At 39.5% G+C, this 15,129-nt stretch carries 16 protein-coding genes; 10 read left to right on the forward strand and 6 right to left on the reverse strand.

Annotated features, from left to right (window positions below):
• Positions 1 to 26 precede the first annotated feature (26 nt).
• From AC6CH1_RS12465 to AC6CH1_RS12475, 3 genes are read right to left on the reverse strand one after another with little or no spacing between them, the layout of a single operon-like run.
• A complete protein-coding gene (locus tag AC6CH1_RS12465; protein ID WP_498317805.1) occupies positions 27 to 860 on the reverse strand; it encodes an RluA family pseudouridine synthase in 834 nt (277 codons plus the stop codon).
• Between the two features lie 57 nt (positions 861 to 917).
• On the reverse strand, positions 918 to 1,388 hold the full coding sequence (locus AC6CH1_RS12470; RefSeq protein WP_251690428.1) for a thioredoxin family protein: 471 nt from the start codon (positions 1,386 to 1,388) through the stop codon (positions 918 to 920).
• A 1-nt stretch (position 1,389) separates the two neighbouring features.
• Complete coding sequence (locus AC6CH1_RS12475) at positions 1,390 to 1,815, reverse strand: disulfide oxidoreductase (RefSeq protein ID WP_498317807.1); 426 nt, start codon at positions 1,813 to 1,815, stop codon at positions 1,390 to 1,392.
• A 152-nt stretch (positions 1,816 to 1,967) separates the two neighbouring features.
• Between AC6CH1_RS12475 and AC6CH1_RS12480 the strand changes: the two genes are divergently transcribed.
• The 3 genes from AC6CH1_RS12480 (at position 1,968) to AC6CH1_RS12490 (ending at position 5,414) form a co-directional block, all read left to right on the forward strand.
• Complete coding sequence (locus tag AC6CH1_RS12480; protein ID WP_251690425.1) at positions 1,968 to 3,509, forward strand: bifunctional GNAT family N-acetyltransferase/carbon-nitrogen hydrolase family protein; 1,542 nt, start codon at positions 1,968 to 1,970, stop codon at positions 3,507 to 3,509.
• A 134-nt stretch (positions 3,510 to 3,643) separates the two neighbouring features.
• On the forward strand, positions 3,644 to 4,756 hold the full coding sequence (locus AC6CH1_RS12485) for a GAF domain-containing sensor histidine kinase (RefSeq protein WP_498317809.1): 1,113 nt from the start codon (positions 3,644 to 3,646) through the stop codon (positions 4,754 to 4,756).
• Between the two features lie 10 nt (positions 4,757 to 4,766).
• Complete coding sequence (locus AC6CH1_RS12490) at positions 4,767 to 5,414, forward strand: response regulator transcription factor (protein WP_251690421.1); 648 nt, start codon at positions 4,767 to 4,769, stop codon at positions 5,412 to 5,414.
• Positions 5,415 to 5,500: 86 nt separating this feature from the next.
• Here the strand turns inward: AC6CH1_RS12490 and AC6CH1_RS12495 are convergent, their stop codons facing one another.
• Entirely contained in the window at positions 5,501 to 6,811 is a 1,311-nt protein-coding gene (locus AC6CH1_RS12495; protein ID WP_251690457.1) for a hemolysin family protein, read from the reverse strand.
• A gap of 414 nt (positions 6,812 to 7,225) precedes the next feature.
• Positions 7,226 to 7,435: a YheE family protein gene (locus tag AC6CH1_RS12500; protein WP_008406488.1), complete on the reverse strand. Its 210-nt coding sequence runs from the start codon at positions 7,433 to 7,435 to the stop codon at positions 7,226 to 7,228.
• Between the two features lie 108 nt (positions 7,436 to 7,543).
• Here AC6CH1_RS12500 and AC6CH1_RS12505 point away from each other — a divergent pair, with 108 nt between their 5' ends.
• From AC6CH1_RS12505 to AC6CH1_RS12535, 7 genes are all read left to right on the forward strand, one after another.
• Positions 7,544 to 8,689: a DUF445 family protein gene (locus tag AC6CH1_RS12505; RefSeq protein ID WP_251690419.1), complete on the forward strand. Its 1,146-nt coding sequence runs from the start codon at positions 7,544 to 7,546 to the stop codon at positions 8,687 to 8,689.
• Between the two features lie 22 nt (positions 8,690 to 8,711).
• The gene (locus AC6CH1_RS12510; protein ID WP_065216702.1) at positions 8,712 to 9,056 is read left to right on the forward strand and encodes a YlbF/YmcA family competence regulator; all 345 of its coding nucleotides are present in this window, start codon (positions 8,712 to 8,714) and stop codon (positions 9,054 to 9,056) included.
• A 168-nt stretch (positions 9,057 to 9,224) separates the two neighbouring features.
• The gene (locus tag AC6CH1_RS12515) at positions 9,225 to 10,727 is read left to right on the forward strand and encodes a coproporphyrinogen III oxidase (RefSeq protein WP_498317812.1); all 1,503 of its coding nucleotides are present in this window, start codon (positions 9,225 to 9,227) and stop codon (positions 10,725 to 10,727) included.
• A gap of 141 nt (positions 10,728 to 10,868) precedes the next feature.
• Positions 10,869 to 12,065, forward strand: coding sequence for an MBL fold metallo-hydrolase (locus tag AC6CH1_RS12520; RefSeq protein ID WP_498317814.1), 1,197 nt, complete (start codon positions 10,869 to 10,871; stop codon positions 12,063 to 12,065).
• The gene (locus tag AC6CH1_RS12525; RefSeq protein WP_251690413.1) at positions 12,052 to 12,297 is read left to right on the forward strand and encodes a DUF3006 domain-containing protein; all 246 of its coding nucleotides are present in this window, start codon (positions 12,052 to 12,054) and stop codon (positions 12,295 to 12,297) included. The genes AC6CH1_RS12520 and AC6CH1_RS12525 overlap by 14 nt, the downstream gene beginning before the upstream one ends.
• Before the next feature lie 121 nt (positions 12,298 to 12,418).
• Positions 12,419 to 13,207 (forward strand): HAD family hydrolase, encoded by a 789-nt coding sequence (locus AC6CH1_RS12530; RefSeq protein ID WP_498317816.1) that lies wholly within the window; start codon positions 12,419 to 12,421, stop codon positions 13,205 to 13,207.
• A gap of 110 nt (positions 13,208 to 13,317) precedes the next feature.
• Complete coding sequence (locus AC6CH1_RS12535) at positions 13,318 to 13,689, forward strand: DNA polymerase III subunit delta (protein ID WP_498317818.1); 372 nt, start codon at positions 13,318 to 13,320, stop codon at positions 13,687 to 13,689.
• A 38-nt stretch (positions 13,690 to 13,727) separates the two neighbouring features.
• On the opposite strand, the gene AC6CH1_RS12540 is transcribed toward AC6CH1_RS12535, so the two are convergent.
• Entirely contained in the window at positions 13,728 to 14,999 is a 1,272-nt protein-coding gene (locus AC6CH1_RS12540) for a polysaccharide deacetylase family protein (protein ID WP_251690407.1), read from the reverse strand.
• Between the last annotated feature and the right edge of the window lie 130 nt (positions 15,000 to 15,129).

Genomic DNA, 15,129 nt, shown 5'->3' on the forward strand with positions numbered 1-15,129 from the left:
GTAGTTTAATTACGGACGCCTGTTTTTTAGTTATCTTTAACGATGATTTGCTCGTCTAAAAACGGGTGCATAAATGCTAGTTGAATGGCATGCAGTGCATAATCGCCTGATGCAGTTTCACGTGCACCGTACATTGCATCGCCTACGATCGGGTGACCTAAATGTGCCATATGCACGCGGATTTGGTGAGTACGACCTGTCTCAAGAACAACATGGACAATACATGTGCCTTTATAGCGATTCATTACTTCATAATGTGTCACGGCATGCTGGCCAGTAGGTGACACGACGCGGCGAGTATTGTGATGACGGTCTTTACCGATGGCCGCGTTAATCGTACCGCTGTCAGTACGGAGATTGCCCTGAACTTCTGCAGCATACGTACGGACGATTGTTTTCTCCTCGATCATACGGTCAAAAATAGACTTAGCAATCGGATGCTTTGCGACAAGCAGTAAACCGTTTGTCCCTTGATCGAGACGGTGTACGTGCTCTGCATAGTGTCCGCCGTTGTCCAGAATGTGACGCATTACATGATTCATGCATGTATCATTGTCAGTTGGTTCGTTTGGATGTGTTGCCATCCCTTTAGGCTTTGAAACAATTAGGCAGTGCTCATCTTCATAGCGGATCTTTACATCACAGCTGTCCGTTGGAATATAGTTCGAAGCGGGTATATCAAAAGCAAATTCGATTTTCGTTCCTTTTTCGAATGGCTCCTTCCAAATAACAGGCTCTCCATCGATTGTAACTGCCTTAGCCATACGCAATTCATGAACAAGCTTTTTGCCTAAGCGCCACTTTTCGCGCAGCAGGTCTTCAACGGTTTGTCCGTTTTCGTGAATGATATATGTGAACATTAATTTTCCTCCAAATGAAAAATCGTGCTCGTAAAGAACACGATTTTGAATATAGTCTTATTTTAACACAACATCGTTAAAGAATTGACGCGTTGTTTCATCTGGAGCGTCACCTTCTAAACGAGCAACTTCTTCACCGTTTTCGAAATAGATAAGTGTTGGTGTTGCTTGAATATTATAAGTATTCCACTCATCCGTATACTCAAGAATGTTTAATTGATCAACTTGAACATCTAGTTCATCGGCAATTGGCATAAGTTTTGGAGTGTAGTTTTGGCAGTGTGAACATTCGGGACTGAAGAAATAGCCGACAACGCCGTCACCTGACTCGATTTTTTCTGCTAAAGCATCCGGTAAAATGATATTTTGATAGTTTTCATCGTCCAATAAGTCGATTGTTGATTGTTTTAAGTTGTCTGTACCGTACGGATTGTTTTCTAGTTTTTCATTGTTTTTCATGTTTGTCAGTACAATAATTGCTGCGAATAATAACACAATAACCGCACCGACAATCGCTAACTTTTTCAAATTATTTCTCCCCCTTTAAAACCTTTAACATATAAAAACTAACTGCTGCTATAATAACAAAAGCAGTAAGCGCCAAAAATGGGATCGTAATGAAGCCTAGCCAGTTAATATACTGACCGGTACACGCTACTCGACCACAAGCAGGTGCTGCATCCTGCATAAAAACTAACTTTTGCAGGCTATAATGATAAAGAGATGTTGCCGCTCCAATTGTAGAGAACACGGCTGTTGTTAATGCAATTTTCGCATTTTTCTGGATGTAGGCAATCGTTGAAATCAGCACAATAGGGTACATTATAATGCGCTGGTACCAGCATAATGTACATGGTTCATAGCTTCGTATTTCAGAAAAGTACAATGATCCGAGCATTGCTGTCAAAGATACAACCCAAATAATAAGCAAGGCATTTTCAAGTTTTTTGGACATAGTGCTACCTCGATATTCAAATTTTAACTTCTATCGGCAGAAGTTTTTCATATTTATTCTCATTGATTATAGTTTGAATTCGAGAAAAAGTAAATTACTACGTTTATCAAAGGCTATTAAAAGGAAAGTTAAATATGGAGGGGGAGTTTTGCATGACAGATTCATTAGATATGTCCCAATTTGAAAAACCAATGATTATCCGAAATATGACAACAGAGGATATTGACTCGATATTAGAAATTCAGCGTATATGCTTTCCAGGTATGGAGCCATGGGAACGAGCGCATTTATACAGCCATTTAACGATTTTTCCTGAGGGTCAAATGGTGGCCGAGCTTGATGGGAAAGTAATCGGTTCCTGCTCAAGTTTGCGCATTAATTTCGATGAATACGATGACCGCCATACATGGAATGATATTACCGACAATGGCTTTATTACAAACCACAATCCGGATGGCTATAATCTGTACGGAATTGAAGTAATGGTACACCCGGCATATCGACGTATGAAAGTCGGTCAAAGGCTTTATGAGGCGCGGAAAGACCTGGCACGAACACTTAATTTAAAATCCATCATTATTGGCGGCCGTATTCCAAACTACCATGTCCATTCGGATGAAATGAGTCCGCGTGATTATGTGGATGCGGTAAGCCGCCATAAAATATATGACCCGGTGCTGACATTCCAGATGATGAACGGCTTTATTTTAATGCGTATCAATCCAAACTATCTGCCGGACGATAGAGCTTCGGGCAAGTATGCGACATTAATGGAATGGAACAACGTGGATTATCGTCCGCTGACAAAACGTCATTTCAAGACAAGTTATCCAGTGCGTATTTGTGTTGTGCAATATATGATGCGCGCGATCGATTCTTTCGAAGACTTTGCGAAACAGTGCGAATACTTTGTGGATGTCGGGTCTGATGCAGGCTCGGATTTTGTTGTCTTTCCGGAGATTTTTACGACGCAGCTGATGAGTTTCTTAAATGAGAAATCACCATCACAGGCTGTCCGTAAATTGACGAAATATACACCTGAATACATCGAACTGTTTACAAGTCTGGCGGTCCGCTACAATGTCAACATTATCGGCGGTTCGCATTTCGTTGAGGAAGAAGATGAGGAAATTTACAATATCGCCTACTTATTCAGACGTGACGGGACAATTGAAAAGCAGTATAAAATTCACATTACACCAAATGAACGCAAATGGTGGGGAATCAGTAACGGTGATAAAGTACGCGTATTTGATACGGACTGCGGCAAGATCGCCATTCAGATTTGCTATGATATCGAGTTTCCGGAACTTGCACGCATTGCGACAGATATGGGCGCGAATATTATTTTCACGCCGTTTTGTACAGAAGATCGTCAAGGCTATTTACGCGTGCGCTATTGTGCACAGTCACGAGCAATTGAAAACCAGATTTACACGGTTATTTCCGGAACGGTCGGCAACTTGCCTGAAACGGAAAATATGGATATCCAATATGCGCAATCGGCCATTTTCGCACCAAGCGATTTTGAATTTGCGCGAGATGGAATTGTCGGAGAGACGAGTCCAAACCTTGAAATGGTATTGATCGGGGATGTCGATCTGGAAATATTGCGCCGACAACGCCAAGACGGTACCGTAAAGCACCTTAAAGACAGACGCCATGACGTATATCGCGTGGAATATTTGAAATAAATTACAGGGGAATTCTGCTATTGTAAAAGATAGCAGGATTTTTTTCATTCAAAAGTATGAGAGGGATAGCGGTGCGTTCTATTTAATTGAAATGGTATGATAGAGAAAAGTGAAGTTGCAAAGGAAGAGCCAGTATGACAAAAGACCAATCGAATATTGCCATATTAAAAGAAATTGCTGAGCTGTTAAACGAGGAAACAGAGATGATTCCGATGCTGAATGGTGCGCTGTCGAAATTTTTAAGCGGTACGAAATTCGAGACAGGCTGGATTTTCTTTATCGATGAAAAAGGAAAGTCGGAGCTTGTAGTGAAGCAGGATTTACCGGATGCGCTTAGCCATAACGATTGCCATTATTTAAAGAAGGGCGGATGCTGGTGTGTGTCCCGTTTCCGCAATGAAGAATTAAAAAAAGCTTCGAATATTATTGAATGCCAGCGCATTGAAAGTGCCATCGCAGCAAATGTAGGCGATCATAACGAAATTACCCATCATGCGACTGTACCATTGCAGTCAGGACAGGAACGCTTCGGGTTGCTTAATGTCGCTTCAAGAAATACAGTCCGCTTTTCCGACGAAGAGCTGGATTTACTTGAATCCGTAGCCTTTCAGATGGGTTCGGCGATTAAACGTATTTATTTAACAAATGAACAGCAGGAAATTGCGCTTGTTCAGGAACGCAACCGTTTAGCGCGCGATTTACATGATTCTGTCAACCAGCTTCTTTTTTCAGTAACACTTACAGCCCGTGCTGGAGTAGAGATGAGCAACGAGCAGGATATTAAAGAAACATTTAAAGATATTCAGCAGCTTACACAGGAGGCTTTGACGGAAATGCGTGCACTCATTTGGCAGCTCCGTCCAAAAGGTTTGGAAAGCGGGCTCATTGAAGCAATCAAAGTGTATGCAGAAATGCTGAGCCTGAAATTAACGGTTAATGTTTCGGGGGTCATTCAATTCCCCTCAAGAGTAGAGGAAACGCTTTTCCGAATTACTCAGGAAGCATTGAATAATGTACGTAAACATTCAGGTGTAAAGACTGTGGAAATATATATCAACGTGACCGCTACCGATGTATTACTCGTTATAAACGATACAGGCCAAGGCTTTAATGTGGAGGCGCATCGCCGCATACCATCAATCGGCATGCAATCAATTATTGACCGGGCACATGCAGTTGGAGGCACCGCAGATTGGGTAAGTGAAATTGGAAAAGGAACAGAATTGCTTGTTCGTTTACCATACTAGGGGGGATTTGATGATACGGGTACTAATAGCAGATGACCATCATGTAGTAAGACGGGGGTTATTATTCTTTTTAAAAACTCAAAAGGACATCGAAGTTGTAGGCGAAGCGAAAAACGGATTAGAAGCAGTAGATCTTGTTGAACAACTTTCTCCCGATATCGTTTTAATGGACCTTGTCATGCCTGAGATGGACGGCATCCAGGCAACTAAAAAAATAAAAAAGAATTGGCCGCATATTAAAATACTGATGCTGACAAGCTTTTCAGATAAAGACCATGTGCTGCCGGCAATGGATGCAGGGGCATCAGGCTACCAGCTAAAAGATATTGAACCGGATGATTTGGTGGAATCAATCCGTCAGATTATGCGCGGAGAAAATACGATCCATCCGGAAGCGACTACGCAATTAGAAGAAGGGCTGCGCGAAGATGAGAACAAGCCCCATATTTTAAATCCGCTGACACCGCGGGAACAGGACGTATTGGCGGAACTGACAAAGGGTAAAAGCAATAGGGAAATCGCTTCTTCGTTATATGTGACGGAAAAAACGGTTAAAACCCATATATCGAATATTTTTGCGAAGCTCCATGTACAGGACCGTACTCAGGCCGCTTTATATGCTGTAAAACATAATTTGACTGAGACGAATGAAAGCTAAACGAAGTTAATTTAAATAGCAATCAGATAAAATTAAAAACCTCACTTTTTCTCCGGTAGGAAAAAGAGTGAGGTTTTTTGTATTGATTATAGAATTTCCTCGTCTGTCGTTTCAGACGGCGGAAGTTTTGTTACTTCAATATACAAAATGTGGTGACCATCGAGTTCGGTTACTTTGAACCTATAGCCCTCTGATTCAATGATATCGCCTTCTTGAACATCGAAGCGTTGTGTCATGAACCAGCCGCCGATTGTGTCGATATCTTCATCTTCAATTGTTGTACCTAAAATATCATTCATTTCCTGCAACAACATTTTAGAGTCAAAGATGTAGTGATCCTCTGCGATTTCCTGTATTTCCGGAATTTCATCTTCATCGAACTCATCTTGAATATCACCGATAATTTCCTCGATAATATCTTCAATTGTTACTAAACCGGAAGTACCACCGTATTCATCCATTAAAATAGCCATGTGAATACGTTCGCTTTGAATTTTTAATAATAAATCACTAATAGGAATTGTTTCGATTACCCGAATCACCGGTTGCATATAGTCATCAACAAGCTTATCGCCATTTGCTGAATCTTTAATATAGGCTGTTAATAAATGCTTCATATTAACAAGGCCGATGACATGGTCTTTGTCGCCATCTGTAACAGGGTAACGTGTATATTGTTCAATGCCCATTACTTCAAATACTTCGCGAATCGTTTGACCTCTTTCAATACTGATAATTTCAGTACGAGGTACCATTATCTCCTTCGCTATTCGATCAGAAAACTCAAAAATACTATTTACATATTCGTATTCCGAGTGGTTAATTTCCCCACCTTTAAAGCTGTCTGATAAAATCATGCGAAGCTCTTCTTCAGAGTGCGCTTCTTCAGATTCAGAAATCATTTTTAAGCCGAAAAGTCCAGTTAATCCACGTGCCGATCCGTTTAAAGCACGGATGAAAGGATACATGATATTGTGGAACAGAATTAAAAATCCTGACAGCTTTAATGTTACGGCTTCTGCTTTTTGAATAGCGAGAGTTTTTGGTGCTAATTCCCCTACGACAACGTGTATGAACGTTACGAGTGAGAAGGCAACAATAAATGAAAGAACAGTTGTGACATTACCGCTTAAGTTAAAGAACTCAAATACTGGATGAAGAATTATTTCGAAAGTCGGTTCTCCGAGCCATCCGAGTCCTAATGCCGTAATCGTAATTCCGAGCTGACAAGCAGATAAATACTCATCGAGGTTTGAAATTACCTTTTTTGCCCGTATTGCAGATTTATTTCCTTCTGCTACAAGCTGATCAATTTTTGTCGTTCTTACTTTAACTATTGCAAACTCAGTTGCAACGAAAAATGCCGTAGCGGCAATTAAGATAGCAAATGCTATCAACCTAATGGTTAGTTCGATTCCTATGTCTACGTCCAACTATATTCCCTATTCGCGGCGCAAATGAGCGTGGCAAATAAAGAGTACACCTCCTAAAAAAATTTTAATACTACAATCATAAAATATTTACGTAAAAAAAACAATTTATGAATTTGAAAATTGAGGAAATAATTTGAAGTGGGATTGATGTCTATAATAAAAAAATGAATGATTTACCAGATGTGGATAAATTGATAGAAAATTGAAATTTCAATAGATTTATGCTACTGTGAAATGGTAGATAATGATAATTTAGTAGGCAGAGTAATTAGCAAACGCCAGCAGCTATAATTACCTGCAGCCAGCTATTAAATTATGATTACTCGAAACGCGCATAAAAATGGGAGCATCGAAAATTCGACTGCTCCCATTTCTTTTTTATTCGTAAACATGAAAGAGCATTAACTCGTGAATCATTTTCTCAAGCTGTTCTTTCTGTTCTTCAGCAGGACTTTCCCCAAAGAATTTGATGCTTCCATCTTTATAATATTCCGCTACATAACGTTTTTGCTCATAGAAAAAGCGGATGGACCACCCCGGAATTTGACTGTTTTCAAATAATGGCTTATAGCTAAAATGTTGAATCATGAAACTTCCCTCCCTATTTTATCGTACAAGAAAGTAGTACATTGTTGCAATTTTTCTTTTTTGAAATTAATAATAGAACATACACATGATGAAGAAAGAGTGAGCAAAATGGGAGAATTTATTTCGCTATTATTCCTGCTTGGTGTTGTAGGGGCTGTCGTTGGTGCAGCGACAAATTATATGGCAATCAAAATGCTGTTTAGACCTTATAAGCCAATCTATTTTAAAAAATGGAAGCTGCCGTTAACACCGGGGCTTATTCCGAAACGCCGTGAGGATTTGGCGATTCAGTTAGGAAAAACCGTTTCGGAATATTTACTGACACCCGAAACAATTAAGAAAAAGTTTTTATCAAAAGAAATACGCGAAAATGTATTAACTTTTGCGCAAAATAAAGTGTCGCAAGAAATTTTTACTAACGAAAAAACGATTAATGACTGGATTCGTTTGGCGGGTTTCACACAATTACCGCAAACAGTGGAAGGGAAAGTGGATGAACTTATTCACCTACAATTCCATAAAGTAAAAAATACGTTATCATCAAAATCGATCCGTGAATTATTACCGAATGATTTGGAGCCTATGCTGGACCAGAAAATCGATGAGGCTGTCGTACAGATATTGCAAAAGGGCGAAGATTATTTTATGTCGCCAGAAGGTACGATGACAATCAAAAACATGCTGGATGACTTCTTATCGACAAAAGGTTCATTTGGCGGAATGATCCAGATGTTTTTAGGAGACTCCACATCACTCGTTGATAAAGTACAGCGTGAACTTATAAAGTTTTTAAAAGCTCCAGGAACAGCTGCACTTTTAAATCGAATTTTCACAACAGAATGGGAAAAAATTAAAAATCGCCCGGCAATGGACTTTATGAATGATGTAAACTTTGATACGATTGAAACGAGTATCCAAAGCTATGCAAAAAATGCATTGGCATTGGAGGCACGCCTGGATAAAACGATTAATGACTATTGGCCACAAGGAAAAGACTGGGCTACAAATGATTTGCTCCCTAAAATGATGGATAAAACATTTATTGCAGCAGAAGGAAAAATCGAAGACGTACTGAAGCGATTGAATTTAGCGGAAGTCGTTCGAGAGCAGGTAGATTCTTTCCCTATCGCCAAATTAGAAGAGCTTGTACTAGGTATTATTAGTAAAGAGCTGAAATTAATCACATGGCTGGGCGGCATTATTGGTGGTCTTGTCGGGATCATTCAAGCGTTAATCGTCTTTTTGACGAACTAAAAAGAGAAAGTAGGAATATTACATGATTAATATTTATGAAGATATTAATAAACTTGAAGCAACATTCCGCAAGACTGATGAGTTTCAAAATTTAAAGAACGCAGTGGAAACTGTACGTGCAGATGAGGAAGCTAAAGTATTATTCACAAACTTCCGCGATGTTCAATTAAAGATGCAGGACAAACAAAATGCTGGTGAAGAAATTACAGAAGAAGAGTATGTATTTTTACAAAAAACAGCACAGTTGGCTCAGCAAAACGCTAAAATTATAGCAATGCTTGAAGCGGAGATGGCTTTAAGTGCAGTAATTCAGGAAATTAACCGTATTATCACACAGCCAATCCAAGCAATGTACGACGGACTATAAGATTCAAAGGGGTCACACTTTTGTGTGGCTCCTTTTTATTTTGAGGATAATGAGGGCAATATCCCAATTAAATTTACTAACAATAAACATGTTTTTTTTCTTCTACCTTAATATTTGTTACAATGAGATAGATTTTTTATTTAATATCATAAGAAGGTAGAGAATAACATGAAAACGATTCATATTAATGAGCAATTCAAAGAAGACTGGACACGTGTTCTTAATCATATAGCCAATTTATTTTACGAGGATTCCGTTATTCAAATCGATCAGGATGGTTCGGATATGTCGATTGAATTTAACAAGTCTATTGATGAAACTTTTACGATTTACACATTCGCCAAGTTAAAAGTGGATGGGCAGGAATATACGAGCGACTATTCGATTAAGTATGAGACAGAAGGAACGGAAAAAGAACAAAACATCCGAATGAAGCGTGCATTGTCACATGTCATGCTTGATGTACTTGAACAATATTCCGGTATGACTCAGCAGTGGGGTATTTTAACAGGAGTGCGTCCGACAAAGCTTTATCATAAATATCGGAAAGCCGGTATGAATGATGAGCAAATTGCCGCGGTACTAAAAGAGGATTACCGAATTTCGGATCAGAAAATCGCTTTGATGAAAGCGATTGTTGAGCGACAACTTACGGTGATTCCGGATTTGGACGAGCTTGGAAAGGAAATTTCAATTTATATTGGGGTTCCATTCTGTCCGACAATGTGTGCATATTGTACATTCCCGGCCTATGCAATCCAGTCAAATCGTAAGGCAGGACGCGTAGAGAAATTTATCGATGGCCTTCACATTGAGCTGCGTGAAATGGGCAAATGGCTGACAGAAAAAAATATGCGCATTACTTCGATTTACTGGGGCGGGGGCACACCGACATCAATCGAAGCACATGAAATGGATGCATTATATAAAACAATGTTCGATGCTTTCCCGAATCCAGAGTCTATTCGTGAAATTACTGTAGAAGCAGGGCGCCCGGATACGATTACACCTGAGAAGATCGAAGTGTTGAAAAAATGGGGCATTGACCGTATTTCCGTTAACCCGCAAAGCTATACGCAAGAAACATTAAAAGCAATTGGCCGCCATCATACTGTTGAAGAAACGGTTGAGAAGTTTTGGCTATCACGCAATTCCGGTATGAATAATATCAATATGGATTTGATCATCGGTTTGCCGAATGAAGGTATTGAAGAATTCGAGAATTCATTAGCAGAGTCTGCTAAAATGCAGCCTGAAAGTTTAACGGTTCATACACTCAGCTTTAAGCGTGCATCGGAAATGACGCGAAACAAAGATAAGTATAAAGTAGCCGACCGTGATACAGTAGGGAAAATGATGCAAATGGCAACAGAATGGACAGCTGAAAACGGCTATGTTCCATATTACTTATACCGCCAGAAAAATATTTTAGGAAACTTGGAAAACGTCGGCTATTGTAAACCGAAAGAAGAGTCGATCTACAATATTGTCATTATGGAAGAAGTGCAAACAATTTTAGGTATCGGCTGCGGAGCTTCCTCGAAGTTCGTGCATCCAACGACGGGTAAAATTACACAGTTCCACAACCCGAAAGATCCAGCAGCATATATCCTTACATTTGAAGAATCAATCGCCAAGAAAATCGCTATTTTAGATGAGCTTTATTCTTAATTTGATGAACTTTAAATATCGCCAAATAGCACAGCCAAACAATTGGCATGTGCTATTTGGTGTTTCTGCGAAGGGGAGATTTTTATAATATGATCAACTTGTGTAAACTAGTAAGAGAGTAAAAGAAAAGGATTTGTTGCAATGAAAAAAATAATGGGACTGATAATGTTCACGTTACTATTCGTAGCAGGATGTACAGAAACAGCCGAAGACACATATGAAGAACCACTAAAAGAAATGGCCGTCCACTTTATTGATGTAGGACAGGGGGATTCCATTTTCATCGAAGCACCGAACGGGAAAACGATGCTGATTGATGGTGGCGTAAAGGGTGCCGGTAAGGAAGTTGTCGCCTATTTAAAAGCACAGGGAGTCAATCGTTTGGATTATGTAGTCGCTACACACCCGGATGCCGATCATATCGGTGGATTGATTTCAGTGCTAAATTCCATCTCCATTAAGGAGTTTATCGATTCGGGAAAAGTACATACATCCCAAACATATGAAGAAATGTTAAACCTCATTCAAGCTAAAAATATTAAGTTCACGATACCTGAAGCAGGCGATGAAATTCAACTTGAAGACAACCTTATTGTAGAAGTTCTTGCTGCAGATGAATCTGCTTCTGATAATAATGACGCTTCAATCGTTCTACGCGCGGAATACCAAAATATTTCGTTCTTATTAATGGGGGATGCCGATCACGGGGTAGAGCAGGAGCTTCTACAAAAGGGAACCGATGTACAGGCAACCATTTTAAAAGCCGGTCATCACGGATCGAATACGAGCAGTTCGCCAAGGTTTGTTGAAGCGGTGAGTCCACTAGCAACAATATTAAGCTATGGACAGGACAATAAATACGGTCACCCGCATGCAGAAGTAATCGATATACTGCAAAACGTAAACAGTGAAATATATAGTACCGCAGAAGCTGGAACGATTGTGATTACAACAGATGGGGTAACATATGACATAGATGCACAGCAGTGGACAGGTATCGGGGCAACGAGTTCGATACCGTTACCAGCTTCAACAAAGAGCGGTAAAGTCGAATTGGTCAGCAAAGATGTGCATGAAGAAATTGTTGTCATTCAGAATAATAGTAATCAAACTGTTAATTTGGAAGGCTGGGAAATAGTATCTGTTGAAGGCAATCAAGTATTTAATTTCCCGGATATTAATTTAGCACCAGGGAAAAAGCTATCGATAACAAGTGGTCCCAATGCAAAAACAGGTGAGGCCACACTGGAATGGTCGAAAAGACAAATATGGCTAAACAGTGGTGATGCAGCCCAATTAGTCAATACGAAAGGGGAAGTTGTAAGTGAACTACAATAAATACACGCTAGACCGATTTGATGGAGATTATGCGATTTTTTTAAAACACCCGAAAGAAACGGAACAACTTCTGATCCATCATGCTGAAATTCCATCAGAGCTTAAAGAAGGCGATATTGTAAATATTATGGATGATGGTTTTGATTATAAGTTTGAGTTACTGAAAGAAGAAACTGAAAATCAAAAAGCACGGGTCAATAATCTGTTACAGCAATTAAGAAACAAGGAATAACAGTCTTTATTTCTTAATGCTATTTATCCTCAAAAATTAGAAAAATCAAAAAGTACCGGAAATTGGACGCTTTAGTATGGTAAAATATATGGGTACATATATTAATTTTAGGAGCGTAACAATGGCTATTAAAACAATAATTTTCGATTTAGATGATACTTTATTATTCGATCAACATTCAGTAAAAACGGCATTTGAAAAGACATGTGACTATGCAGCGACTAAAAAAAACGTCGACGCACAGGAATTGGAAGAAGCGGTAAGATCGGCAGCGCGCAGTCTTTATGAAAGTTATCCTACATATGACTACACGGTCTTAATCGGTATTAATCCATTTGAAGGTCTTTGGGGTACGTTTGATGATCCGACACCGCAATTTCAGCAACTGAAAGAAATTGTACCTGCGTATCGAGCTGAAGCTTGGACAAAAGGTTTGGCGGCAGTTGGAATTGAAGATGCAGCATTAGGTACAGTACTTGGGGAGCGTTTCGTAGAAGAACGTAAAAAAGCACCATTTTTCTATGAGGATACATTTGCCGTATTGGATGAATTAAAAGGGAAATACGAACTTGTGTTATTAACGAACGGTGCACCAAGTTTACAAAATTTAAAGTTGGAGATTACTCCGGAGATTGTACCGTATTTTGACCATATTATTATTTCAGGTGATTTTGGTAAAGGGAAACCGGATGCTTCCATTTTCGAGTTTGTAATGGAAAAAGCGCAGGTTACGAAAGATGAAGCCATTATGGTCGGCGATAATTTAATGACCGATATTTTAGGTTCTTCTCGTGTCGGTATGCGCAACGTTTGGATTAACCGCGAAAGTAAACCGCGCAATCCGGAAATTGTTCCGACATATGAAGTAACATCTCTTACAGAATTTTTACAGTTAGTGAAAACATTATAAACTAGCAGACGCACTTTACTTTAAGTAAGTGCGTTTTTGTATTAAAAGAATGAATTTTCTAAAAATTCATGTTATAATGGGTGAATGAAAGGGATGAAAGAGGTTTTTCTATGGTAAATAATAATATATGTCGCTGTGAAAACTGCGGCCGCACAAACAATTCAGTACAGATCAATCCGATAACGATTGACCATCATACAGCATACCTTTGTTTGGCATGTGAACATGTGCTTCATTTACCTGAAAACAAAAACCGCTTCTTCAGCCTTGTACGCAGTAAAAACAGAAAACAGGCCAATCCGGAAATGCTAGGAGTTCACCGTATATTGTCTGCATTTATTGCAGTTGGTGTCTTATTTTTCGTTGCGATTGCAGCATTAGGAGTAGCGCAAAGTGCTGACATTGTGACATTGTCACTATTTGAAACGGAATCTATTTTAATAAATGAGTATTTATCTTTTTTACAGCTAAAATCATTGTAAATTATAGACCTGGTGAAACCATTCACCAGGTCCTTTTATTATTTTCCTAACAGTTCGGAGACAGTCACAAATTCGAAGCCCTGTTTTTGTAGTGTTGCAAGCACATCATCCAATGCATCGGCGGTTGCCTGATGAATATCATGCATTAATATGATACTCCCATTTTTTGCATGTTCTTTTACTGCCAGCACCGTTTTTTCTGGATCACGATGCTTCCAGTCAAGTGTATCAATTGTCCACAGCACATTCGGAACATTTAATTGATCAGTAATGGTTTCATCATAGCTCCCATACGGCGGGCGGAAGACGGTTGCCCGTTGACCGATAGTCGATTTAATAATTGCATCGGTTGACTGGATTTGCTTCTTTATTTCCTCAGGTGTTAATGTTGTCAGTCTTTCATGATTAAATGTGTGGTTGCCGATTTCATGGCCCGCGTTATATACGGCTTTTAAAATTTCTGGATGTTCCTTCACCTCTTGCCCTACAACAAAAAACGTCGCCTTTGCCTCATACTTCTCCAATGTTTTTAAAATTTGTCTCGTCACCTTTGGGTGGGGGCCATCATCGAATGTTAAGGCGATCTTCTTATCCGTTGCTGGTTTAGGATTAACTGGTTTCTCTGGCTTCTCTGGTTTCTCCTTTTCAACTGGTGGTGTAACCAGTCCGTTCGTCAGCACATAGCCAGATAGCTTATCCGTTGTGACAAACGCCCAACCTTTTAAATTAGTAAGCATTTTAACAGGGCTGTTTTTACGTAATACACCAATTTCAGTACTCGAAGAACTGGCAATCTCTCTTACAACTAAATCGGCTGAGCTTTTGACGATCATCGCTTTTGAAGCAGGTTTCACAAGTGCCTGCTGATTGACAAAACCGGTAAGACGTCCGTATTTTACAAAAACAAAGTCGGCAGTTGCAGATCCGTAAAGCTCTACAATTGTATTTAAGTGAAGTTTTCCTTTAATCTCGCTCTCTTGTTTATTCGTCACACGCACAAGTGGCTCTTCTTTCGCTTGTACGAGCATATATTGAGGGGTTGCAGACATTAAATATTCGCTTGGAATATAGCCGATCACCGTTTTATATTGAACTTCAGCCCATCCATCCGCTTCTGAAAGTACGATAACGGGTGTTGCTTTAGACAGTGTAATCACTTTTTGCTTTAAAGTTTCATCAAATACTCCGGTCTCTATTGCCGTGATTTTAATTGTGGCAGAAGGGGCTGCTGCATGGACACGCCCGTTATTTACTAGGGAAACACCAACGATACAGAAAACAATTAATAAGAAATAAAGTATTTTTCTCAACTAAACTCTCCTTTTAGTAAAAAGTGAGCGAATAGAGTGAACGGTTGGTGGGAATCGGGTAGGGGTCTTCACTTTCGCCAAGTTTTATGTAAGATTTTATCCAATCGAAGTTTCAAATAATAAAAGATAA

The organism is Solibacillus sp. GQ1, assembly GCF_059758555.1.